This window comes from Flavivirga spongiicola (assembly GCF_030540825.1).
Lineage (GTDB): Bacteria > Bacteroidota > Bacteroidia > Flavobacteriales > Flavobacteriaceae > Flavivirga > Flavivirga spongiicola.
The window spans coordinates 2,261,785-2,283,557 of sequence record NZ_JAUOEO010000001.1 but is presented as its reverse complement, the minus strand read 5'-3'; the positions used below and the strand labels follow the sequence as shown (position 1 = coordinate 2,283,557).

At 33.8% G+C, this 21,773-nt stretch carries 24 protein-coding genes; 14 read left to right on the top strand and 10 right to left on the bottom strand.

Annotated elements, in window-relative coordinates:
- The first annotated feature begins 39 nt into the window (after positions 1 to 39).
- The 5 genes from Q4Q47_RS09145 to Q4Q47_RS09125 all read left to right on the top strand — a co-directional run bounded on the left by Q4Q47_RS09145 (position 40) and on the right by Q4Q47_RS09125 (position 3,676).
- Complete coding sequence (locus Q4Q47_RS09145; RefSeq protein ID WP_303306349.1) at positions 40 to 540, top strand: GNAT family N-acetyltransferase; 501 nt, start codon at positions 40 to 42, stop codon at positions 538 to 540.
- Positions 537 to 1,862, top strand: coding sequence for an MATE family efflux transporter (locus Q4Q47_RS09140; RefSeq protein ID WP_303306348.1), 1,326 nt, complete (start codon positions 537 to 539; stop codon positions 1,860 to 1,862). Before Q4Q47_RS09145 ends, Q4Q47_RS09140 begins: the two co-directional genes overlap by 4 nt.
- Before the next feature lie 211 nt (positions 1,863 to 2,073).
- The gene (locus Q4Q47_RS09135; RefSeq protein WP_303306347.1) at positions 2,074 to 2,244 is read left to right on the top strand and encodes a hypothetical protein; all 171 of its coding nucleotides are present in this window, start codon (positions 2,074 to 2,076) and stop codon (positions 2,242 to 2,244) included.
- 107 nt (positions 2,245 to 2,351) lie between these two features.
- The gene (locus Q4Q47_RS09130; RefSeq protein ID WP_303306346.1) at positions 2,352 to 2,807 is read left to right on the top strand and encodes a 6-pyruvoyl trahydropterin synthase family protein; all 456 of its coding nucleotides are present in this window, start codon (positions 2,352 to 2,354) and stop codon (positions 2,805 to 2,807) included.
- A 116-nt stretch (positions 2,808 to 2,923) separates the two neighbouring features.
- Complete coding sequence (locus tag Q4Q47_RS09125; RefSeq protein WP_303308454.1) at positions 2,924 to 3,676, top strand: UDP-2,3-diacylglucosamine diphosphatase; 753 nt, start codon at positions 2,924 to 2,926, stop codon at positions 3,674 to 3,676.
- Here Q4Q47_RS09125 and Q4Q47_RS09120 read toward each other — a convergent pair.
- The 4 genes from Q4Q47_RS09120 to Q4Q47_RS09105 are packed head-to-tail and all read right to left on the bottom strand — an operon-like array spanning position 3,673 to position 8,978.
- Complete coding sequence (locus Q4Q47_RS09120) at positions 3,673 to 4,941, bottom strand: MFS transporter (RefSeq protein WP_303306345.1); 1,269 nt, start codon at positions 4,939 to 4,941, stop codon at positions 3,673 to 3,675. The genes Q4Q47_RS09125 and Q4Q47_RS09120 overlap by 4 nt on opposite strands.
- Before the next feature lie 3 nt (positions 4,942 to 4,944).
- Positions 4,945 to 6,636, bottom strand: coding sequence for a single-stranded-DNA-specific exonuclease RecJ (gene recJ / locus Q4Q47_RS09115; RefSeq protein ID WP_303306344.1), 1,692 nt, complete (start codon positions 6,634 to 6,636; stop codon positions 4,945 to 4,947).
- A 3-nt stretch (positions 6,637 to 6,639) separates the two neighbouring features.
- Positions 6,640 to 8,547 (bottom strand): peptide-N-glycosidase F-related protein, encoded by a 1,908-nt coding sequence (locus Q4Q47_RS09110; RefSeq protein WP_303306343.1) that lies wholly within the window; start codon positions 8,545 to 8,547, stop codon positions 6,640 to 6,642.
- An 8-nt stretch (positions 8,548 to 8,555) separates the two neighbouring features.
- Positions 8,556 to 8,978: an OsmC family protein gene (locus Q4Q47_RS09105; protein ID WP_303306342.1), complete on the bottom strand. Its 423-nt coding sequence runs from the start codon at positions 8,976 to 8,978 to the stop codon at positions 8,556 to 8,558.
- A gap of 144 nt (positions 8,979 to 9,122) precedes the next feature.
- On the opposite strand from Q4Q47_RS09105, the gene Q4Q47_RS09100 reads away from it, so the two are divergent.
- Together Q4Q47_RS09100 and Q4Q47_RS09095 are read left to right on the top strand one after the other, a co-directional pair.
- Positions 9,123 to 9,713, top strand: a complete 591-nt coding sequence (locus Q4Q47_RS09100; protein WP_303306341.1) for a carboxymuconolactone decarboxylase family protein — start codon at positions 9,123 to 9,125, stop codon at positions 9,711 to 9,713.
- Positions 9,714 to 9,873: 160 nt separating this feature from the next.
- A complete protein-coding gene (locus Q4Q47_RS09095) occupies positions 9,874 to 10,656 on the top strand; it encodes a toxin-antitoxin system YwqK family antitoxin (RefSeq protein ID WP_303306340.1) in 783 nt (260 codons plus the stop codon).
- A gap of 69 nt (positions 10,657 to 10,725) precedes the next feature.
- Here the strand turns inward: Q4Q47_RS09095 and Q4Q47_RS09090 are convergent, their stop codons facing one another.
- The 5 genes from Q4Q47_RS09090 to Q4Q47_RS09070 all read right to left on the bottom strand — a co-directional run bounded on the left by Q4Q47_RS09090 (position 10,726) and on the right by Q4Q47_RS09070 (position 13,614).
- Positions 10,726 to 11,298 (bottom strand): uracil-DNA glycosylase family protein, encoded by a 573-nt coding sequence (locus Q4Q47_RS09090; RefSeq protein ID WP_303306339.1) that lies wholly within the window; start codon positions 11,296 to 11,298, stop codon positions 10,726 to 10,728.
- Positions 11,299 to 11,309: 11 nt separating this feature from the next.
- Complete coding sequence (locus Q4Q47_RS09085) at positions 11,310 to 11,654, bottom strand: HopJ type III effector protein (RefSeq protein ID WP_303306338.1); 345 nt, start codon at positions 11,652 to 11,654, stop codon at positions 11,310 to 11,312.
- Positions 11,655 to 11,660: 6 nt separating this feature from the next.
- The gene (gene rsmI / locus Q4Q47_RS09080) at positions 11,661 to 12,332 is read right to left on the bottom strand and encodes a 16S rRNA (cytidine(1402)-2'-O)-methyltransferase (RefSeq protein WP_303306337.1); all 672 of its coding nucleotides are present in this window, start codon (positions 12,330 to 12,332) and stop codon (positions 11,661 to 11,663) included.
- A gap of 164 nt (positions 12,333 to 12,496) precedes the next feature.
- Positions 12,497 to 12,853, bottom strand: coding sequence for a DoxX family protein (locus tag Q4Q47_RS09075; protein ID WP_303306336.1), 357 nt, complete (start codon positions 12,851 to 12,853; stop codon positions 12,497 to 12,499).
- Between the two features lie 20 nt (positions 12,854 to 12,873).
- Positions 12,874 to 13,614 (bottom strand): hypothetical protein, encoded by a 741-nt coding sequence (locus Q4Q47_RS09070; RefSeq protein WP_303306335.1) that lies wholly within the window; start codon positions 13,612 to 13,614, stop codon positions 12,874 to 12,876.
- Positions 13,615 to 13,721: 107 nt separating this feature from the next.
- Here Q4Q47_RS09070 and Q4Q47_RS09065 point away from each other — a divergent pair, with 107 nt between their 5' ends.
- From Q4Q47_RS09065 to Q4Q47_RS09050, 4 genes are all read left to right on the top strand, one after another.
- Positions 13,722 to 14,363 carry a thymidine kinase gene (locus Q4Q47_RS09065; protein ID WP_303306334.1) on the top strand — a complete coding sequence of 214 codons (642 nt, stop codon included), beginning with the start codon at positions 13,722 to 13,724 and terminating at the stop codon, positions 14,361 to 14,363.
- A 1-nt stretch (position 14,364) separates the two neighbouring features.
- Positions 14,365 to 15,471 carry an alanine racemase gene (alr, locus tag Q4Q47_RS09060; RefSeq protein WP_303306333.1) on the top strand — a complete coding sequence of 369 codons (1,107 nt, stop codon included), beginning with the start codon at positions 14,365 to 14,367 and terminating at the stop codon, positions 15,469 to 15,471.
- A gap of 75 nt (positions 15,472 to 15,546) precedes the next feature.
- A complete protein-coding gene (mscL, locus tag Q4Q47_RS09055) occupies positions 15,547 to 15,948 on the top strand; it encodes a large-conductance mechanosensitive channel protein MscL (RefSeq protein WP_303306332.1) in 402 nt (133 codons plus the stop codon).
- Positions 15,949 to 16,086: 138 nt separating this feature from the next.
- Positions 16,087 to 17,076: an aspartate-semialdehyde dehydrogenase gene (locus Q4Q47_RS09050; protein ID WP_303306331.1), complete on the top strand. Its 990-nt coding sequence runs from the start codon at positions 16,087 to 16,089 to the stop codon at positions 17,074 to 17,076.
- 63 nt (positions 17,077 to 17,139) lie between these two features.
- On the opposite strand, the gene Q4Q47_RS09045 is transcribed toward Q4Q47_RS09050, so the two are convergent.
- A complete protein-coding gene (locus tag Q4Q47_RS09045) occupies positions 17,140 to 18,096 on the bottom strand; it encodes a M28 family metallopeptidase (protein WP_303306330.1) in 957 nt (318 codons plus the stop codon).
- Between the two features lie 132 nt (positions 18,097 to 18,228).
- Here Q4Q47_RS09045 and Q4Q47_RS09040 point away from each other — a divergent pair, with 132 nt between their 5' ends.
- From Q4Q47_RS09040 to Q4Q47_RS09030, 3 genes are all read left to right on the top strand, one after another.
- Positions 18,229 to 20,385: a prolyl oligopeptidase family serine peptidase gene (locus Q4Q47_RS09040; protein ID WP_303306329.1), complete on the top strand. Its 2,157-nt coding sequence runs from the start codon at positions 18,229 to 18,231 to the stop codon at positions 20,383 to 20,385.
- A gap of 61 nt (positions 20,386 to 20,446) precedes the next feature.
- Positions 20,447 to 21,355 (top strand): ABC transporter ATP-binding protein, encoded by a 909-nt coding sequence (locus Q4Q47_RS09035; RefSeq protein WP_303306328.1) that lies wholly within the window; start codon positions 20,447 to 20,449, stop codon positions 21,353 to 21,355.
- A gap of 112 nt (positions 21,356 to 21,467) precedes the next feature.
- Positions 21,468 to 21,764, top strand: a complete 297-nt coding sequence (locus Q4Q47_RS09030) for a hypothetical protein (RefSeq protein WP_303306327.1) — start codon at positions 21,468 to 21,470, stop codon at positions 21,762 to 21,764.
- Positions 21,765 to 21,773: the final 9 nt, after the last annotated feature.

Genomic DNA, 21,773 nt, shown 5'->3' with positions numbered 1-21,773 from the left:
AAATTTTTAACGATATTTATGCAAAAATAAAACATTTAAATGATTCGTAAAGGGAACCTTTCAGATATTGGTCATATTATAGAGATTACCAAATCTTGCGCTGTAGCTATGATGAATAAAAATATTTATCAATGGAACGAACATTACCCCAGTAAAGAAGCCTTTTTTAAAGATATTGAGCGTGACGAATTACACGTTTTAGAAATTGAAAATACCATCATTGGTTGTATAACCATTTCTACATTTATGGATGAAGAATATATTCCCATTTCATGGCTAACTGAAAATACAAACAACATTTACATACATAGACTAGCCATACATCCAACACATCAGGGAAAAGGATATGCACAAGACCTTATGACTTTTGCTGAAACATTTGCTGCAAAAAACAACTATATTTCTGTACGATTAGATACCTTTTCTCAAAACCATAGAAATCAAAAATTTTATGAACATCGTGGGTATAAACGTTTAGGAAATATTTATTTTCCTAAGCAAAGCAAACACCCCTTTTATTGTTATGAATTAATACTGTGAGTACAGATATCAGCTTAAAGCATATAAACAAATTAGCCATACCAGCACTTATTTCTGGTATATCAGAGCCTATTTTATCATTAACGGATGCTGCCATCGTTGGAAACATAGACTTAAATGCTACCGAGTCTTTGGCAGCAGTTGGTATTGTTACCACCTTCTTATCCATGCTAATTTGGGTGTTAGGGCAAACACGAAGTGCCATATCGTCTATTGTATCACAATATGTTGGCGCTAATCAACTCGAAAAAATCAAAAATCTACCAGCACAAGCTATTTTCATTATAACATCCTTAAGTGTTTTAATTATAATAGGCACCTATCCTTTTGCCCAAAGCATTTTTAAATTATACAATGCCTCCGACCTCATTTTAGACTATAGCGTCGATTATTATAAAATTCGTGTTTTCGGATTTCCATTTACATTATTTACTATTGCTGTTTTTGGTGCTTTTCGAGGTTTACAAAATACTTATTACCCTATGATAATTGCTATTATAGGAGCCTCTGCTAATATTATATTGGACATTATTTTAGTTTATGGTATTTCAGGTTTTATTCCCGCCATGCATATAAAAGGAGCTGCCTATGCAAGTCTTATAGCTCAATTTATAATGGCTATTTTATCAGCCTATTACTTATTAAAAAAGACAAGTATCCCTTTGAAATTAAGCTTTCCTTTTAACGAAGAAATCATTAGATTTATTATAATGATTCTTAATCTATTTGTTAGAACGCTAGCCCTTAATGTTACGCTTTACTTTGCTACTCGTTTTGCTACAGGCTATGGCGCTGCCTATATTGCAACCTATACTATTGCTATAAATTTATGGTTCTTTGCAGCTTTTTTTATTGATGGTTATGCAAGTGCTGGTAATATTTTATCAGGAAAATTATTTGGTGGTAAGGCGTATGATTTACTCCTTAAACTAAGTAATAGATTAATTAAATATGCTATAATTATAGGTGTTTTACTAGCTCTAGTTGGTGCTATTTTTTATTATCCAATTGGAAGGCTTTTTTCTAAAGACCCAGAAGTATTAGCTCTTTTCTATGACTCTTTTTGGATTATACTTATCATGCAACCTTTATGCTCGTTAGCATTTATTTTCGATGGTATGTTTAAGGGTATGGGCAAAATGAGATCTTTAAGAAACGTGTTGCTGTTTTCGACCTTTATTGTTTTTGTACCAATTCTTTTTTGGTTAGATTATTTAGGCTATAAACTACACGGTATATTTATTGCTCTTACATTTTGGATTCTGGCCAGAGGTATTCCTTTAATTATAAAATTTAGAAAAATATTTATTCCGCTTTCTTAACCCGTATTATTCACAGTTATTCTATTCCAAAGCCAAACTGCCTGCTAGCTTTGGCAATGCTCTTAATTTTTATACCTCAAAAGTGGGAGGCAATTTATCCTTTAAAAATTATTGTGCTTCCAAAATCTATTGCCATTTTGACTTTTCATAACGAAAACCATGAATAATACGGGTTAAAACGATTAACTTTGCATACAGTATAAAAACAAATATGCTATTACTAACTCCCTTTCTTCAACAAATTGGTATAGAAGAAAAAATACAAAACGCTCCTGATAAAGGTTACGAAATAGGTGTCTTTATTGGCTCCATGTTACCTTTTGTTGTCTTCGTGTTGATTGCATATTCAATTTATAGATATAACAAAAAGAAGAATCAATAAAGAATAATTATGGATATCATGTCATTTATAAGCGGAAACGGATTATTTCTGTTATTAGCTGTAGTTTTAATAATTGTTTATCTCGTAAATAAAAGAAAAAGAAGATAATGGATCATAACATTCGCATCACAAAACAATTTTCTTTCGAGACAGGTCATGCTCTCTATGGGTACGACGGTAAGTGCAAAAATGTACACGGCCACAGTTACAAGTTATCTGTAACGGTTATAGGAAAACCCATTACCGACCATACCAATGTAAAATTTGGGATGGTTATCGATTTTGGGGATTTAAAAAAAATTGTAAAGGAAGAAATCGTTAATGTATTCGATCATGCGACCGTATTTAATAAAAATACACCACATGTAGAGCTTGCTAAAGAGCTGGAAGATAGGGGACATAATGTGCTATTGGTAGATTACCAACCCACCAGTGAGATGATGGTTATCGATTTTTCTAAAAAGATAAAAAAACGTTTACCGAAACACATTTCATTATTTTCCTTAAAACTTCAGGAAACTGATACCTCTTTCGCAGAGTGGTATGCTTACGATAATCATTAATCAGTGTTCCTTTTTCAGTTTACAGTATCAGCATTCAGTTAACCGTTTTTAGTTGTCTACGAAGTTTATTAAGAGCATATCGAAAAACAAGAATTAGTTATATTTACAGCATGCAAATTCAAATTCCTAAAGGAAAAAAAATATACTTTGCCTCTGATAATCATTTAGGAGCACCAACCAGAGAAGCATCACTTCCTCGCGAAAAAAAGTTTGTAGCTTGGTTAGATGAAGTCAAACAAGATGCTGCTGCTATTTTTCTTTTAGGCGATTTGTTCGACTTTTGGATGGACTATAAAAAAGTAGTCCCAAAAGGCTTTACAAGAACATTAGGTAAATTAGCTGAAATCTCAGATTCAGGAATCCCCATTTATTACTTTGTTGGTAATCATGATTTATGGATGAACGGCTATTTCGAAGAAGAACTTAACATTCCCGTTTACCACAAACCAAAAGAATTCACATTTAACAACAAAACATTCTTTATTGGCCATGGTGATGGACTAGGCCCTGGAGACAAAGGCTATAAACGTATGAAAAAAGTGTTTACAAATTCGTTTTGTAAATGGTTGTTTAGATGGTTACATCCAGATTTAGGGGTGAAAATGGCACAATATTTATCAGTAAAAAACAAACTTATTTCTGGCGAAGAAGATGCTAAATTTTTAGGTGAAGACAACGAGTGGTTAGTACAATATTGTAAACGAAAATTAGAAGACAAACACCGCGATTATTTTGTGTTTGGGCATCGCCACTTACCGTTAGACATCGATCTTAAAAATCATTCAAAATACATCAATCTTGGTGACTGGATTTCTTATTATACCTATGGTGTTTTTGATGGAGATCGTTTTGAACTGAAGGAATATTAGTCCTCGTTCTCATGAGCCTCAATATCTTTTGTTAAGTCTAATTTTCTAAACGACGGTGACACCAATCCAGTAGTAACAACGGTTATTAATGTCATCGTACCTCCAAAAACGACAGCTGTAACGGCTCCCATATACTTTGCTGTTATACCACTTTCAAAAGCACCTAATTCGTTAGAAGACCCAACAAACATAGAATTTACAGAAGACACACGCCCACGCATATGGTCAGGTGTTTTAATTTGTAAAATGGTTTGCCTAATGACCATAGAAACACCATCTGTCATCCCACTAAAAAACAACGCAAGCAACGAAACCCAAAAGATAGACGACAGCCCAAAGACTATAATACAAACTCCAAATCCGAAAATAGCGGCTAGTAATTTCATACCTGCATTTTTACTTATTGGGATATATGCCGTCACTAACATGGTTAAAAAAGCACCAACTGCCGGTGCAGCGCGTAATACACCAAACCCTTCACTTCCTACCTTTAAAATATCCTGAGCAAATAACGGTAATAAGGCGATGGCACCACCAAATAAAACAGCCACCATATCTAAAGTCATAGCACCTAAAATGGCTTTTGTTTTAAATACAAATTCAACTCCTTCTTTTAAACTCTGTGCTACAGATTCACCAATTTTTGGATTTAAAATAGGCTTCCGCTTTATCTGTAATAAGATAATTAAGGATAGCAAAACTAATCCGAAAATAATGCAAAGCGACCAATGCACACCTATCCATCCAATAAAAAGCCCTCCAAATGCAGGACCCAAAACACCTGCCATTTGCCATGTAGAACTATTCCAGGTAGCAGCATTAGGGTAAACCTTTTTAGGAACAATCAATGCGACTAAAGAAAAAATGGTCGGCCCGAAAAAAGAACGTAAAAAGCCTCCAAAAAATACTAGGCCATAAATAGAGTAAAGTATTGTTCTTGTTGCCCAATCCTTAACAATGATATCCCAGGTTAATAAAAACAAACCTAAACTAATCAATGAAAAAGCAGCTATACATAAAGCTAAAAGATTTCGTTTTTCTTTCTGATCTACAATATGACCTGCAAATAAAGCCATAGTAAACGCTGGAATTATTTCCATAAGACCAATGATTCCAAGAGAAAGAGGATCTTTAGTGATGGTATAAACCTGCCATTCAATAATAATAAATTGCATAGACCACCCAAACACCAATATAAAACGAACCAATAAAAAGATATTGAATTCTTTGATTCGTAAGGCTGCATACGGGTCTTTTTTCGCCATAAATTATGCTTTAATATCTTTTAATTTAAGTTGCAACGATACGTTTCCGTTCCATTCATTTTCATCAATAGAATAGACTGCTCTAAATGGTTTTCCGTTAGAAATTAAATCCAATTTATGTCCCATACTAAAACCAATACAGACCATGTTATTTGCCTCAGGTTGTGCAGCTGTTAATCGTAAATGTGTTTTATCTGCTCCCACACACTTACCATAACCTGTATCTGTTAAATTTTCAGTCATAAAAATGGGTGCCATATTATTCGGACCAAAAGGAGCAAACTGTTTTAGAACTCTATAAAACTTTGGTGTAATATCCTTTAAATCTATTTGAGCATCTATCTTAATTTCTGGCGTTAACAGGTTTTTATCGATGGTTTTAGCAACCTCTTCTTCAAATGCTTGCTTAAAAGCTTCGTATTGGGCTTCTTTAAGTGTTAACCCCGCTGCATATTTATGGCCTCCAAATTGTTCAATATAATCGGTACACGCCTCCAAAGCACGATAAACATCAAACCCTCTAACCGATCGTGCCGAGGCTGCTAGTTTATCACCACTTTTTGTAAATACCAAGGTTGGTCTATAATAAGTTTCTGTTAATCTAGAAGCCACAATACCAATAACACCTTTATGCCAAGTTTCATTGTAAACAACAGTAGTAAAACGTTCCTGTTCTTTCTGTTCTTCAATTTGTTGTAAAGCTTCTTCTGTAATTCGTTTATCAGTTTCACGTCTGTCGAGGTTATATTCGTTAATTTCGGAAGCGTATTTTTTTGCTAAATTTTCTTCTGTTTCAGTTAATAAAGCCACTGCGTAATTACCATGTTTCATACGTCCTGCAGCATTAATTCTGGGGGCTACTATAAATACAACATCAGTAATGGTGAGTTCTGTCTTTTCAACCTGATCTAAAATGGCTTTAATCCCTGGTCTTGGATTCGCGTTAATTACTTGAAGTCCAAAGTAGGCTAATACTCTGTTTTCTCCAGTAATAGGAACAATATCTGCGCCAATAGCTGTGGCCACCAAATCTAAATATTCTATTAGATCTTCAACCGTTTTGTTTTCTTTTGATGCTAGTGCCTGTATTAATTTAAACCCAACACCACAACCGCATAATTCTTTATATGGGTATTCGCAATCCTTCCGTTTAGGGTCTAAAACAGCAGCTGCATTCGGAATTTCATCTGCAGGTCTGTGATGATCACAAATAATAAAATCGATACCAAGCTCTTTAGCATAAGTTACTTTATCAACAGACTTTATACCACAATCTAACGCTATGATAAGCGAGAAATCATTTTCTAAAGCAAAGTTGATCCCCTTATACGATATACCATACCCTTCGTCATAACGGTTGGGAATGTAAGTATGTACAAGCTCATACTTAGATTTTAAATAGGTAGACATTAATGCGACTGCAGTTGTTCCATCGACATCATAATCGCCATAAACCAAAATATTTTCTTTGTTGGCCATTGCTTTTTCAATACGGGCAACGGCCTTATCCATATCTCTCATTAAGAATGGATCATGTAAGTCACCTAAACGGGGTCTGAAAAACGTTTTAGCATCTTCGTAAGTTTCAATCCCCCGATGTAATAACAATGTTGCTAAGATTGAATCTACCTGAAGCGCTTCCTGTAAAGCCTTGATTTTTTCTGATTCCAGTTTTGGTTTTAATGTCCAGCGCATGTATTATTCCTTTAAACGAATACGATTTTTATACATTTCTTCTTCATCGACAAATACCTTAACATAATACCTTTTTTTAGGCAAATAAGACAGGTCAAAACTAAGAGCCCCTCGGCTAAAATTGGCATAAGAATGCGTTTCCAATACGTGGGCTTCATCTTCTTGATCTACAATAAGGACTTTTACATTTGCAGGTTTATTTGAAAAGTAATCTAATGTAAAAGGTCCATTTGTTCTTGCTGGAAAAGCAGCTATTGATGGCATATTATCCAACTCATAAGGCATATCTGTTCTTACCGAAAAATGATAGTTAATACTGCTACCAAAATCTGACTTAAATTGCTTTATGGCGTTTCCTAAAGAATCTAATAGTTTTACTTCACCACGACCATCTTTTACCTTATACCAAAACTCTAGGCCATCACCTTTAGTATCATTAAACGTAAAATTATAATTTCCTTTTTTTAGCTTAATAGTATCTTGATAAACAGTATTAGGCTTCATATTTAAACTATCTTTTTTTAAAAAGACATGTCCAAAACTGTCTTGAATGCTATACGTATTTTGACCGGGTTTATTATTGGTTTTATAATATACTATAATACTTTCTGGCAAAATATTAGGACGCTTATAACCCGATTGTTGCTTATTATCCGATATAAAAGCATCTTTTTTTCCATTTGGTTTTAATAATTCAACATGGAAATTTGCAGATTCTTTTTTGCTAAATACCTCTGTAGGAAGTGTAATAATTGCAGATTCTCCAAAAGAAATATGACCCGTCCATTTAAAGTTTTGAACACGTTCTCCTTCAATAAAATATTTTATGGTCATTTTTTTTAATGGTTTACTACCATTATTTTTAACTCGTATTACAGGTAAGCCTCCTATTGGGTTTTTTCTGCTATGCTCTAAACGTGTTGAGGGCTGAATAATATCTACTAAAGTGACATCGTTAGCTGCATTTACTTTTCCGTATTCTATAACGTAAGCCGTTAAAAGTTCATTCGCACTGGGTTTTTCGGTCTCATACGGTTCCATGTTAATGTCTATAGAAAAAGATTCATTGCCTTTAGTATTTAAAAACACTTCATCAGGTTGTACCAAATACCCCGGACACCAATTAGCACGATCGAAAATCCAGGTCCCAGCCTGAGGATACAATGGATTATCGCCACATGCTTTCCAAAGATCCTGATGGTCTACAATCGTTCCATTAAATACAACATCCCGATATTTACTGCAAAACTCACCGCAACCATTGGCATCCATTCCATGTCCTGTTTGATGAATTTTAATTTTCGAGAAATTGGTTTCAGGGTTTGTTTTTATTGTTACAGGTTTTAAATGGTTTTCGATAGGATCATCTTTATATCCATACTTATAATTACCATCATAAATTTTGTGAATAGCCACTGGATTGGCAACAGGGTTCCCATAAGTGATTTCGAAATCTACGGTTACCTTCCAGCCTCTTGTTTTATTATCTTCATACCCTGTATGAATATAATCTATTTCTACGTCTTCTCTTAATATCTGGCTAAAATCGGTAATATCAACCCGCCATTCGAATCCCCAATCTTTTTGAAAAAAACCACCGTAGGGTGTTAGCATACGTGCAATTTCGTACACAGTCGAATCATTTTTCTGCCTAGCTTTAATATGGTCTACATAATCCCAATCGGCACAACGCATTTTATCAGGGCACTCAAACTTTAGATTTAAAATAATGCTGCGTATTTTTTTTGTTTTATCGGGAAAAACAGCAAATCGTTTATAACTGTTACGCCCTTTTGAAGGGTCTGTAACAATCGTTTCTTCATTATGAGAGATAACATGTGTTTTTTGTTGTGCATAGCTTATAGCACTATTTAATAATAAGCCTATAACTAGTAAGTGTATTCTATTCATTTAAAATTTTATTTATTATGAAAATGTGTTTCTATTTTAATTTCAGCAAACTGACGAAACATTTCCATAACACCACAATATTTCTCAACAGACAAATCAACTGCTGTTTTTATTTTATTTTCATTCAAATTATTTCCATAAAAATGGTAATCGACAGAGACTTTATGATAATATTTTGGATGTTCGTCTGTAAGCTCCCCTTCTACAACCATTTTAAAATCATCTATTTTAACTCTCATTTTATTTAAAACAGAAACAACATCTAACCCAGAACACCCTGCAAGTGACGATAACATCATAGCCTTAGGAGCCATTCCCGAGTTCGTACCTCCAAAATCATCTGATGCATCCATCATTATTGATGGCCATCTGGGGTTGTCTGATTCAAATACCATATCTCCTTTCCATTGTGTTGTAATTTTATCTGCCATATCTAAAATTTTTTTTGTTTCTTGTGTCAAATTTTTAAAAAAATCAGGATACAAGCAACATCCTTAAAATAACTCGAATTTCAATTTGACTTTATATTAATGATGTTTCTTGTTGCTTCAAAAATACTACTAAAAAATAAAAATATGCCTTTAGTAACACCTTTATCTGCTGACCATAATTTAGAAACCAAAGAACTTGCAGAATTCTTTAATGAAACACTTGGGTTTTGTCCAAATTCAGTTCTTACTATGCAACACCGACCAGCCATAAGTAAAGCTTTTATAAATTTGAATAAAGCAGTTATGGCTAACGAAGGCAGAGTGACCTCAGCCCTAAAACGCATGATTGCCTGGGTAAGCAGTAACGCTACGGGTTGTAGATACTGCCAAGCACATGCTATTCGGGCAGCAGAACGCTATGGAGCCGAACAAGAACAACTCGATAATATTTGGGACTATAGAACACACCCAGCATTTAGTGAGGCCGAACGCGCTGCTTTAGATTTTTCTTTACAAGCTACTCAAGTACCTAATGGTGTAGATGAAAGCATTAAAAAACGTTTATATGAACATTGGAATGAAGGTGAAATTGTAGAAATGTTAGGTGTTATTTCCTTATTCGGATATTTAAACCGTTGGAACGATTCTATGGGAACTTCTATTGAAGATGGTGCTGTTGAAAGTGGTGAAAAACACCTTGGAAAACATGGTTGGGAAAAAGGAAAACATCAATAATTTTTAAATAAATACTTGATGGTTAAATAACGGATATTTAATCCATTGGATCCATTTTATAGGGAATTCTATTGTTAGAAGCATAAATAATTTCTAACTAAACACTTGGCGGTTAGGCAATTATTACTTATGTTAGCCCCAACTATTATAACCCAAAATAATGAATTTACCTACAACAACCGCTCGCGTGCTGTTATTTTGCGCGCTTTTTAGTCTTTACAATTGTAATAATAAAGCAAGTAAAGATCACACAGAACCCAACTACATTCCAAGAAACTCATATTTTGTAGACTCTTACAATAATGTAAAAATTTATAGAGATAACAGTACTAGAGAGCCTATGGATGGCTATTTCATCGTTGGAAATAAAACAACTAAATGGGAAGAATTCCATATTAAAGAAGGTCTTTTATATGGAGATTACGTTTTCTATCATCAAAATGGAGAAAAATTTATGCATTCCACATATAAAAAGGGAAAGCTTCATGGTGAAGAAATTACATATTTCCCTTCTGGAAAAGTAAAAAAAGAGAGTCACTATAAGAATGGTTCACTTAACGGGAAAGTTATATCGTATTTTGAAAATGGTCAAATACTTTCTGAATCTGTACTTAAAGATAATCAACCTATAACTTCAATAACATATAACGATACTGGGGACATTGAATCTAAAATGTTTATTGAAGAAGGAAAAAACATCACACAATCTATTAAAAACGGTAAAGTATTTAAGGAACAAATATCTTCTAACTATGATAATTTTGAAGGTGTAAAATTTTATAATGACGATAACACTATGAAAATTTACCTACAGATGGTAGATGAAGGAAAGGAGACTTTTTTAGTTGAGCTAAATGAAGAAGGCAAAGAAATAAAACGTATTAATTTTGCTACTAATCCTAGAGAAATCTCAAAATATAGACAGTATATTAGTAGTCTTTAATAATTACTTTTATATTATAAATTTAAACCTCACCGTTTGGTGGGGTTTTTTGTTATTAAAATATCCCATTTAAATCAGCTGCTTTACTCTTGCTTGTAGCTCTGGCAAAACCTCCACATCAAACCAAGGATTCTTTGTTAACCAAAAACGGTTTCTAGGTGATGGGTGCGGCAAGGGTAAATATCCTTTTGGCAAATAGTCTTTATAATTAGCCACTGTTTCCGTTAATGTTTTCTTTGCTTCTTTTTTTAAATAATATTTCTGAGCATACATTCCTATTAAAATAACCAATTCAATATTTGGCAACTTATTTAATAATGGTTCATGCCATTGCGGAGCACATTCTGGTCTTGGTGGTAAATCGCCCGTTTTTCCTTTTCCAGGATAACAAAAACCCATAGGGACTAAAGCAATTTTAGTTTCATCGTAAAACGCTTCGTCTGTAACACCTAACCATTTTCGTAGCTGTCTGCCACTCGGGTCATCCCAAGGAATCCCAGTTTTATGAACGCTAGTTCCGGGAGCTTGACCAATAATAATAATTTTAGCATCAGGATGTGCTGTTACAATAGGGCGAGGACCTAATGGCAAATGTTCTGAACATATGTCGCATTGCCTTATATTGTAAAGTAAATCATCCATCAAATAAACACCTATTTTTTACTTAGTGGTTCTCCATTAAAAGAAAGGCCGTCAAAGCCTGTTTTTATAAAATTTCTAATGTTTTGGTGGCCTGAACCATTAGGATCGTTCAATACCTCATCAAAATAAAATTTACCAAAACATGCCAAAGTTTCTTCTTTTGTTAAATCTTGTACTTTTGCAAAAGCAAACAATTTACAGGAACCCAAATTCTCTCCACTTTTATTTTTTAAGGGACCATTTGTGAATGCTACCGGAAAGAAATTATAATTTGATTCTATTATGTCCATCGTTTCAGAAAATTCGATGGTTCTGGGTGCGCTTTTAAGTTTATTTTTAAATAGCTCTATCGTCATTAAATCTTATTTTTTTCCACCAACAACAATCACAATTTCTCCCTTTGGCGGTTTATTAGTATAATATTCTAAAACCTCTTTGGCTGTCCCTCTAATAGTCTCTTCGTAAAGTTTTGTGAGCTCTCTGGATACTGAAACTTGCCTTCCTTCACCAAAATACTCACAAAAATGGCCAAGTGTTTTCACTAATTTATGTGGACTTTCGTAAAAAATAATGGTTCTGGTTTCTTCTGCCAGTAATAGCAATCGTGTTTGTCTCCCTTTTTTAACAGGCAAAAAACCTTCGAACACAAACTTATCGTTTGGCAGTCCAGAATTCACCAAAGCTGGTACAAAGGCCGTGGCTCCAGGAAGGCAGTCCACTTCAATATTATTTTCTATACACGTTCGGGTTAGTAAAAATCCTGGATCGGAAATTGCAGGTGTTCCTGCATCGCTAATTAATGCTACGGTTGTCCCGCTTTTTATTTTCTGAATAACACTTTCAACAGTCTTGTGCTCATTATGCATATGGTGTGATTGCATATGTGTTGTAATTTCAAAATGTTTTAAAAGTTTTCCAGAAGTTCGCGTATCCTCAGCAAGAATTAAATCAACTTCTTTTAAAACTTCAACAGCTCTAAAAGTAATATCTTTTAAGTTCCCTATGGGTGTTGGTACAATATAGACTTTACTCATTAGAACTCATTTTAAAGTTTTTGAATTATAGCGAAAATTAGTCATTTTTTTTATAGATAATAACTTATTTTAATGGCATAGCATCGCTACGACATTAAAAAAAGGCTAAATATAGATGAAAAAGGGCGGTTTTTTAGCCAATTGAAAAACTTTAAATGAGTTCATTAACCTCTAATTTGTTTTCCTAAAAAATAAGATGGAAAAATTAACAGCAACCCGTAAAGTGAAAAGCCTACAATCCCATGTCCTGCATAATGATGTGCTACTGTTGCTAATACCATATCAAAGAAAAAACCGGCATAAGCCCATTCTGTTAACCAGGTACTTTTTCGCCATAAAATCATAACGGTACCTAAAACTTTTAATATGGCTAAAGGAATTACTATATAAGTTGGATAATTAAGATTTTCAAAAAAACCTTTAACCATTTCTGTATTTGTAAAGTACATAGAGGCAGAATATGCCATTAACAAACACAAAAACACAGTGCTTGCCCAATATAAAATTTTGTTTATTTTCATCAGGCTATAGTCGAGAAGTTTTATTCAAACTTACTTTCTATAATTTGCATAAATCGTGTTTCAAACTCTTCTTTATCAACCCAGTTATTATAATCTGGCTTTATAATGTCTTCTATTAAACGCTTTGCGTCACTAAAAGTAACCGATGTATTTAGCTGGGAAACTACACGATCATAATCTTCACTTTTACCATCGAATAAATGTTTTATAAAGGCAATTTTATCGTTAAGCCCGATGTTAAAACCTCCAGTTTTTAATTTATCATTCAATGATTTTTTTTCATCTTCCTTCCCATTCTGCCCTTTAGAAACAGGTTCAAAAATCGGGGTGTCCTTAAATCCCGCAGTAATTTCTTCTAAATCTGTTTTATGATATTGTTTAGGAATGGCTTCTTCAAAAATAGCATCAATTTCTTGAGCTTCATGAGGCATTTGCGCTACCATGTCTTTAATCTTTTCTATAACAGGCTCCATAATATCGTCTTCTTCGACCTCATCAAGATTAATATAAATTTTGTCTTCAATTTCAATATTATCACTAACCTTGTTATTAAATGCCTTATCTAACATACCAAAAAAGGACGAGTCACTTCCAATTGTTGGTATACCATCTTCAAAATTCTCGTGCGCAAATCTTAATACCGACAGTTTTTCATAAAGAGCTGATACTTCTGTATGCATCTTAATAACATCTTCTTTCCCTTTCAGTTTGAGAATTCTATGTGCTATACTAATGAGTTCCGACTCTAACTTCTTCTTCATTATTTATAATTTTTAAATTATTGCTATTTTGGCTTTTGATTTTTAATAAATTTACGCCACCTTTATACAAACGAATAATAGCTTTGTTTTAGTGCTAAAATTACGAAATGTTTCTTGAAAATACAGTAAATCATAAAGAACAATTTGGATGGATTGAAGTTATCTGTGGTTCCATGTTTTCCGGAAAAACAGAAGAATTAATCCGCAGGCTTAAGCGTGCGCAATTTGCAAGACAAAAAGTAGAAATTTTTAAACCTGCTGTGGATGTCCGTTACAACGAAGAAATGGTGATCTCTCACGACGCTAACGAAATTCGTTCAACACCTGTTCCTGCTGCTGCTAACATCCCTATTTTGGCTGATGGTTGCGATGTTATTGGTATAGATGAAGCTCAATTTTTTGATGATGAAATTGTACGCGTTTGTAACGATTTAGCAAATAAAGGTGTTCGGGTTATTGTTGCCGGACTTGATATGGACTTTAAAGGAAACCCTTTCGGACCTATGCCCTTTTTAATGGCAACCGCAGATTATGTTACAAAAGTACATGCCGTTTGTACTAGAACTGGTAATTTAGCTCAATACAGTTATCGCAAAGCTAAAAGTGACAATTTAGTGTTTCTTGGTGAAGTTGATGAATACGAACCCTTAAGTAGGGCTGCTTATTACAAAGCCATGATGCGTGATAAAGTTAGAAATATGAAGGTAAACGATGCCGAAGAAGTGACTTCTAAACCCAATAATACCTGAGATGCCTAAAGCGCAAGAAACTGTACTTGAAATTGATTTAATAGCCCTTAAACATAATTTTGAGTATCTAAAGTCTAAACTCCAGAACAATACCAAGTTTTTAGCTGTTGTTAAGGCTTTTGGCTATGGAAGTGATGCCTGTGAAATTGCAAGTTACTTACAGACATTAGGAGCTGATTATTTTGCCGTAGCATACATAAATGAAGGTGTAGCATTGCGTAAATCTGGAATTACAAAACCTATTTTGGTATTACATCCGCAAGCAGTAAATTTAAAAACATTAATAACATATTCCTTAGAACCTAGTTTATATAACGCGAAAATCTTAAAGGAATTTATTAGCATCGCTTCAGTTGAAAAACAAAAAGATTACCCTATTCATATAAAATTCAATACAGGTTTAAACCGACTTGGCTTTTGGGAAAATGACGTTGATCATATTGTTTCAGAAATAAACAAAACAGACGCTGTAAAAGTAACATCTATCTTTTCTCATTTAGCAGCTAGTGAAGATTTAAATGAAAAAGAATTCACTTTAGGTCAAATTAAAAACTTTAATACTATTTCTAAAAATCTAATTGACAAACTTACTTATAGACCTATGCTTCACATGTGCAATACTTCGGGGATATTAAATTACCCCGAGGCACATTTTGATATGGTTAGAGGTGGCATAGGGCTTTATGGGTTTGGAAATTCTGACAAAGAAAACAAAAACTTAATACCTATTGCTACTTTAAAAACGATCATTTCTCAAATTCATAACATTGAAAAAGGGGAATCTGTCGGATATAACAGAGCTTTTAAATCTAATTCGTTTTTAAAAACAGCGACACTTCCTATTGGTCATGCAGATGGTATTGGTAGGCAATACGGAAATGGAAAAGGCTTTGTTACTATAAATGGGCAAAAAGCTCCTATTGTTGGCAATGTTTGTATGGATATGATTATGGTTAACATTACCAATATAGAATGTAAAGAAGGGGATGAGGCTATTATTTTTGGGCAAGATAATACTGCAGAGCAATTAGCAAAAACAACAAATACTATTTCTTACGAACTGATAACCTTTGTTTCTCAACGAGTTAAACGCCTTTTTTTAAAATAAGATATTTTAACAAATGTTAAATTTTTAACAGATTTTAACTATTTTAGTCTTCACTAACTAAAAATTTTAAAGATTATGCTTAAAGAATTCAAAGACTTTGCAATGAAAGGCAATTTAGTCGATATTGCTGTCGGTTTTGTAATGGGTGCTGCTTTTAACAAGGTAGTTGCTTCATTTACAGGAGGTATTGTATCTCCATTAATTGGGTTAATATTCAATGCCGATTTCAAGGATCTAAAATATGTCCTTAAAGAAGGGGTTGCGAATGCCGATGGTGTTATAGAAGGTGAAGTATCTGTACTTTGGGGGGCTTTCTTAACCAATGTCATTGACTTTATTATTGTGGCATTTGTGATGTTCATGATTGTTAAAGCAGTAAACAAAATGAAGAAAAAAGAAGAACCTGCTCCTGAAGCGCCTAAAGGGCCATCGCAAGAAGATTTACTTACTGAAATAAGAGACTTGCTTAAAAAATAACTATTTGTTAAATAAATAACAACGTGTTATTTGTTGTTAAAAAGACCTCGTTTAAAAAAAATGAGGTCTTTTTTTAGATTCTGGAATAGAATTAATACTTAATTTTGTCCTTAAGAAATTTATTAAATATTATACAAAATGAAAGTAGCAGTTGTTGGGGCCACTGGGATGGTTGGCGAAGTGATGCTTAAGGTGTTAGAGGAGCGTAATTTTCCTGTAACAGAATTATTACTTGTAGCATCAGAACGTTCGGTTGGAAAAAAATTAACTTTTAAAAATAACGAATATACCGTTATTGGTTTAGCGGATGCAGTAGCAGCAAAACCTCAGATTGCTATTTTTTCTGCAGGAGGGGACACCTCTGTAGAATGGGCACCTAAATTTGCAGAAGCTGGCACTACGGTGGTTGATAATTCTTCGGCATGGAGAATGGATCCTACCAAAAAACTGGTCGTTCCAGAAATAAATGCTAGTGAATTAACCAAAGAAGATAAAATTATTGCCAACCCAAATTGCTCTACCATACAAATGGTCATGGCATTAGCGCCACTGCATGAAAAATATAAAATGAAACGTGTTGTGGTTTCCACCTATCAATCGGTTTCCGGTACTGGTGTAAAAGCTGTAAAACAATTAGAAAATGAAATTGCTGGGATTGATGGTGAAATGGCATACCCTTATCCTATTGGTAGAAATGCCTTACCACATTGCGACGTTTTTTTAGAAAATGGTTATACCAAAGAAGAAATGAAATTGGCTCGCGAGCCTCAAAAAATATTTAATGACAGGACTTTTTCTGTTACAGCAACAGCCGTTAGAATTCCAACTGCTGGTGGACATTCTGAATCTGTAAATGTAGAGTTTGAAAATGATTTTGATGTAGCAGATGTTCGTAAAATGCTTCACGAAACGTCTGGTGTTATTGTACAGGACAACACAGATACCAACACTTACCCAATGCCTATTTATGCACATGATAAAGATGAGGTTTTTGTAGGTAGAATTCGTAGAGATGAAACTCAACCAAACACATTAAACATGTGGATTGTTTCCGATAATTTGCGTAAAGGAGCGGCAACAAATACTATTCAAATAGCTGAATATTTGGTTGAAAATGATTTAGTGTAGACTCTTTTTAATCTTAAAATAAGATAAAGCCCTTGTAATAAACAAGGGCTTTTTTTATGGTATTCAATCTTGCTTAATAAATGTCATCTTATAAGTCGTGGCAGCAAGTTTCATAATGGTTTTATAAATATATTCGCAAACCTGTTTTTCGCCTTTAATATTTATTAAATCGATGGTGTCTTCAGGAGTATGATATTGTGGATGTCCACCAGTGTGCATCCCTAAAACAGAAATTTCTTTTTTATAAAAAGACACATGATCAGATCCGCCAACAGAACCTGCATGTACTACAGGGTTTAAACCTAACGACTTTCCTAATTCTGACATAAAATTTACGCCATCAGGAAATGTGCCTGCACCTCCCATATAAACCTGTTTTTGGTCATTTAATCTTCCAACCATATCCATATTAATCATTAATTTAATTTGAGATATAGGGACTAATGGATTTTCTACAAAATATTTACTTCCTAATAAGCCTTGTTCTTCAGCTCCAAAAGCAATAAACAAAACACTTCGTTTTAATTGTTGTTGTTGAGATGCTATTTTTTCGGCTATTTCTAATAATGCAGCAGTACCACTGGCATTATCGTCAGCTCCATAATGTATCGTGTTTTTTTTATCCGATTTAGACGATGGCCCTCCGAGGCCTAAATGATCGTAATGAGCTCCTAGGACAATATATTCATTTTTTAAAATAGGATCGCTCCCTTCAATAAAGCCAATAACATTACATGTTTTTACAATGGGTTTCTTATCAATTCCTTTTTCTACACGCAATGCCGCTTTAAAGGGTTGTTTATACTTCTTTTTAATGGGGATAACACCGATTTTTTTAAATTCGCCTTCTATATATTTTACAACCCGTTTGTTCGCTTTGCCTCCTGGATATCTTCCTCCATTTACTTCTGAGGTTAAAAATAATATATGGTCTTTTAGTTCGTTTTCTGTTATTTCTACTTGAGAAAATACACTAAAACAAACAACATTTAATAGTAGAAAGAAAATCTTTTTTTTCATTGCTTTTTTATAATTTATTTAGAAGGTTTAAAGGTATAATAAACATCACTAATATTCGTGCGAATACAATAAACATTAACAGTATACGTAAATGATTTTGTTTATTTTTGAAAAGCTTAAAACACATTCGTCATGAAAAAAACAATAACAAACCTTTTAATCCTCTTAATATTAGTGGCTTGTAAAAAAAATAACGTAGAAAAAAAAGCTGTACTTGTGAATTACCCTGAAACAAAGGTTGTAGATACTATAGACACCTATTTTAATGTAGAAGTAAAAGATCCATATCGTTGGTTAGAAGACGACAAAAGCCCTGAAACTGAAGCTTGGGTTAAAACACAAAACAAAACAACATATGGCTATTTAGATAATATTCCGTTTAGAAGTGAACTAAAGGAACGTCTTTCAAGTTTATGGAATTATGAAAAAATTAGTGCCCCTTTTGTTGAGGGCGATTACACTTACTTTTCTAAAAATGACGGTTTACAAAACCAAAGTGTGATACATAGAAAAAAAAACAATGGTGAACCTGAAGTCTTTTTAGATCCTAATACTTTTTCTAAAGATGGCACGGTATCTTTAGGAGGCACCAGTTTTTCAAAAGACGGCAGCATTTTAGCGTATTCTATTTCGGAAGGTGGCAGTGATTGGAGAAAAATTCTTGTCATGAATACTGAAACCAAAGAAATCATAGAAGACACACTTATAGATGTGAAATTCACCCAAATATCCTGGTATAAAAATGAAGGTTTTTACTATTCCAGCTACGATAAACCAGAAGGCAGTGAACTTTCAGCAAAAACAGATCAGCACAAAGTATACTACCATAAATTAGGCACGCTGCAAAAAGAAGATGTTTTGATTTTTGGAGGTACCAAGGAAGAGAAACATCGCTATATATATGCGAATGTCACCGAAGATGATAATTATTTAGTTATTGCACCTCGTGTCTCTACCTCTGGAAATAAATTGTATATAAAAGACCTTTCCGTTCCTAACAGCAAATTAATTACTGTTCTAGATCATACAGACAGTGACACCAATATCATTGAGAATGAAGGCAGCAAATTATTTCTGGTCACCAATCTTAATGCGCCAAATAAAAAAATAGTTACTGTTGATGCTTCCAATCCAACTCCGGAAAATTGGGTGGATCTCATTCCAGAAACTAAACATGTCTTAAGCCCATCAACAAGTGGAGGATACTTTTTTACTGAATATATGGTTGACGCCATTTCTAAAGTAATGCAATATGACTATAGCGGTAAATTAATTAGAGATATCAAATTACCTGGGGCTGGAAACGCGAATGGTTTTGGTAGTAAAAAAGAAGAAAAAGCAGATTATTATTCTTTTACAAACTACAACACACCTTCTAGTATTTATAAATTGAATATTGAAACAGGCGAATCTGAATTGTATTGGAAGCCTTCTATAGAGTTTAATAGTGACGATTATGAAAGTAATCAGGTATTCTACACATCAAAAGATGGCACTAAAGTTCCTATGATAATTACTCATAAAAAGGGTATCGAGTTAAATGGCAAAAACCCGACCATATTGTTTGGTTATGGCGGATTCAACATTAGCTTAAATCCCTCATTTAGTATTACCAATGCCGTTTGGATGGAACAAGGTGGTATTCTAGCAGTTCCAAATCTTCGTGGTGGTGGTGAATATGGCAAGGCGTGGCATGATGCAGGAACCAAACTGCAAAAGCAAAATGTATTTGACGATTTTATTACCGCAGGCGAATATCTCATTGAAAATAAGTATACATCTTCCGATTATTTGGCTATAAGAGGCGGCTCTAATGGCGGCTTATTAGTCGGAGCCACGATGACCCAACGTCCAGATTTAGCTAAAGTGGCTTTACCAGCTGTTGGCGTACTAGACATGCTTCGCTACCATACCTTTACCGCTGGTGCTGGTTGGGCTTATGATTATGGAACAGCAGAACAAAACAAAGAGATGTTCGAATACTTAATAGGATATTCACCGGTGCATAATGTAAAAGCAGGTGTACAATACCCCGCAACATTAGTAACTACAGGAGACCATGATGATCGTGTTGTCCCTGCACATAGTTTTAAATTTGCTGCCGAATTACAAAGTAAACAAACAGGTCATAATCCTACTTTAATACGTATTGAAACCGATGCTGGTCATGGCGCCGGAACACCTGTTAGCAAAACGATTGAGCAATATGCCGATATTTTTGGTTTTACTTTATACAATATGGGCTTTGAAGTGTTACCGACAAAAACTAAAGAGAAAATAAAAGGATAAAATCAATTTAAATTCTACCAGACCTGACAGGTTTTAAAAACCTGTCAGGTCTATTTAGAATATGCTACAAGTAAAAAACATATGCTTTCGCTATAAAAAACAAGCGGTTCTAGAAAACATTAGCTTCCATGTAAAAGCAGGTGATCATGTTTCTATCATTGGTGAAAGTGGCTCAGGAAAAAGCACCCTTTTAAAGTTACTTTATGGCACTTACGATTTAGATGAAGGGCATATTTTTTGGAATGATTCTGAAATTTTAGGCCCTAAACATAATCTTATCATTGGTCCGGAATTCATGAAATATGTTGCCCAGGAATTCGACCTGATGCCTTTTATTACTGTCTCCGAAAATATTGGTGCTTTCCTCTCTAATTTCTTCCCAGAAGAAAAACAAGAGCGCATTAACGAATTATTAGATGTTGTTGAATTAAATCCTTTTGCAAAAACGAAAGTTAAAGAATTAAGTGGTGGCCAAAAGCAACGTGTTGCTCTGGCAAGAGCCATTGCCAAACAACCTGAAATCATTTTATTGGACGAACCTTTTAGCCATATTGACAACTTTAAAAAACAGTCCTTACGCAGAAGCTTATTTAAGTATTTAAAAGAAAAGAACATTACCTGTATTGTTGCTACGCATGATAAAGATGATGTTTTGTCTTTTTCTGATCATATGATTGTATTACATAACACTGAAGTTTTAGCCAATAACACACCTAAACATTTATACGATAATCCAAAAAACAAGTTGATAGCTTCTTTCTTTGGAGAGTTTAATGAAATAAATGGTGAGATTGTTTATGCTAATCAGTTAAAAACTGTTGATAAATCAGAATTAAAAGCCATAGTAAAACAATCATATTATAAAGGGTATTTCTATTTAATTGAAGCTGATTTAAATGGTGAAATCGTGTTTTTTGAGCATGGTACACAACTTAAAAAAGGAAAAACTGTGTTTTTAAATCAGGCCTGATATTAAACTCATTTTCTATATCTTTGCATTAGTTCATTGAAACTTTCTTTTGATAAATTTTGAAAGCTATGTAAGGCAATAATGTCTTACATAACATTTAAAATTAAATATTATGAATTGGAAAATTCAAAAACTACAAAATGGGGAAACCATTATTTCAAAAGAACCCGGTAATTCTATGTTACCTTTGCTAAAGTCTAAACAACCTGTAAAACTGAAACCTATTCGATGGGAAGATTGCGAAACAGGAGATATTGTTTACTGCAAAGTTAGAGGCCATTGCTTTACACATCTTGTAAAAGGAAAAAATAACAAACGCGGCTTATTAATTGGCAATAATCACGGTAGGATTAACGGATGGACTAAAAATGTTTATGGAAAAGCAATAGAAATATTACCAATGTCATAGACATTATCT

Coding starts and splice junctions, on each gene's coding strand:
- Q4Q47_RS09145 (WP_303306349.1), top strand. CDS start 40: ATGATTCGTAAAGGGAACCTTTCAGATATTGGTCATATTATAGAGATT.
- Q4Q47_RS09135 (WP_303306347.1), top strand. CDS start 2,074: ATGCTATTACTAACTCCCTTTCTTCAACAAATTGGTATAGAAGAAAAA.
- Q4Q47_RS09130 (WP_303306346.1), top strand. CDS start 2,352: ATGGATCATAACATTCGCATCACAAAACAATTTTCTTTCGAGACAGGT.
- Q4Q47_RS09120 (WP_303306345.1), bottom strand. CDS start 4,941: ATGGCGAAAAAAGACCCGTATGCAGCCTTACGAATCAAAGAATTCAAT.
- recJ (WP_303306344.1), bottom strand. CDS start 6,636: ATGCGCTGGACATTAAAACCAAAACTGGAATCAGAAAAAATCAAGGCT.
- Q4Q47_RS09110 (WP_303306343.1), bottom strand. CDS start 8,547: ATGAATAGAATACACTTACTAGTTATAGGCTTATTATTAAATAGTGCT.
- Q4Q47_RS09105 (WP_303306342.1), bottom strand. CDS start 8,978: ATGGCAGATAAAATTACAACACAATGGAAAGGAGATATGGTATTTGAA.
- Q4Q47_RS09100 (WP_303306341.1), top strand. CDS start 9,123: ATGCCTTTAGTAACACCTTTATCTGCTGACCATAATTTAGAAACCAAA.
- Q4Q47_RS09095 (WP_303306340.1), top strand. CDS start 9,874: ATGAATTTACCTACAACAACCGCTCGCGTGCTGTTATTTTGCGCGCTT.
- Q4Q47_RS09090 (WP_303306339.1), bottom strand. CDS start 11,298: ATGGATGATTTACTTTACAATATAAGGCAATGCGACATATGTTCAGAA.
- Q4Q47_RS09085 (WP_303306338.1), bottom strand. CDS start 11,654: ATGACGATAGAGCTATTTAAAAATAAACTTAAAAGCGCACCCAGAACC.
- rsmI (WP_303306337.1), bottom strand. CDS start 12,332: ATGAGTAAAGTCTATATTGTACCAACACCCATAGGGAACTTAAAAGAT.
- Q4Q47_RS09075 (WP_303306336.1), bottom strand. CDS start 12,853: ATGAAAATAAACAAAATTTTATATTGGGCAAGCACTGTGTTTTTGTGT.
- Q4Q47_RS09070 (WP_303306335.1), bottom strand. CDS start 13,614: ATGAAGAAGAAGTTAGAGTCGGAACTCATTAGTATAGCACATAGAATT.
- Q4Q47_RS09065 (WP_303306334.1), top strand. CDS start 13,722: ATGTTTCTTGAAAATACAGTAAATCATAAAGAACAATTTGGATGGATT.
- alr (WP_303306333.1), top strand. CDS start 14,365: ATGCCTAAAGCGCAAGAAACTGTACTTGAAATTGATTTAATAGCCCTT.
- mscL (WP_303306332.1), top strand. CDS start 15,547: ATGCTTAAAGAATTCAAAGACTTTGCAATGAAAGGCAATTTAGTCGAT.
- Q4Q47_RS09050 (WP_303306331.1), top strand. CDS start 16,087: ATGAAAGTAGCAGTTGTTGGGGCCACTGGGATGGTTGGCGAAGTGATG.
- Q4Q47_RS09045 (WP_303306330.1), bottom strand. CDS start 18,096: ATGAAAAAAAAGATTTTCTTTCTACTATTAAATGTTGTTTGTTTTAGT.
- Q4Q47_RS09040 (WP_303306329.1), top strand. CDS start 18,229: ATGAAAAAAACAATAACAAACCTTTTAATCCTCTTAATATTAGTGGCT.
- Q4Q47_RS09035 (WP_303306328.1), top strand. CDS start 20,447: ATGCTACAAGTAAAAAACATATGCTTTCGCTATAAAAAACAAGCGGTT.
- Q4Q47_RS09030 (WP_303306327.1), top strand. CDS start 21,468: ATGAATTGGAAAATTCAAAAACTACAAAATGGGGAAACCATTATTTCA.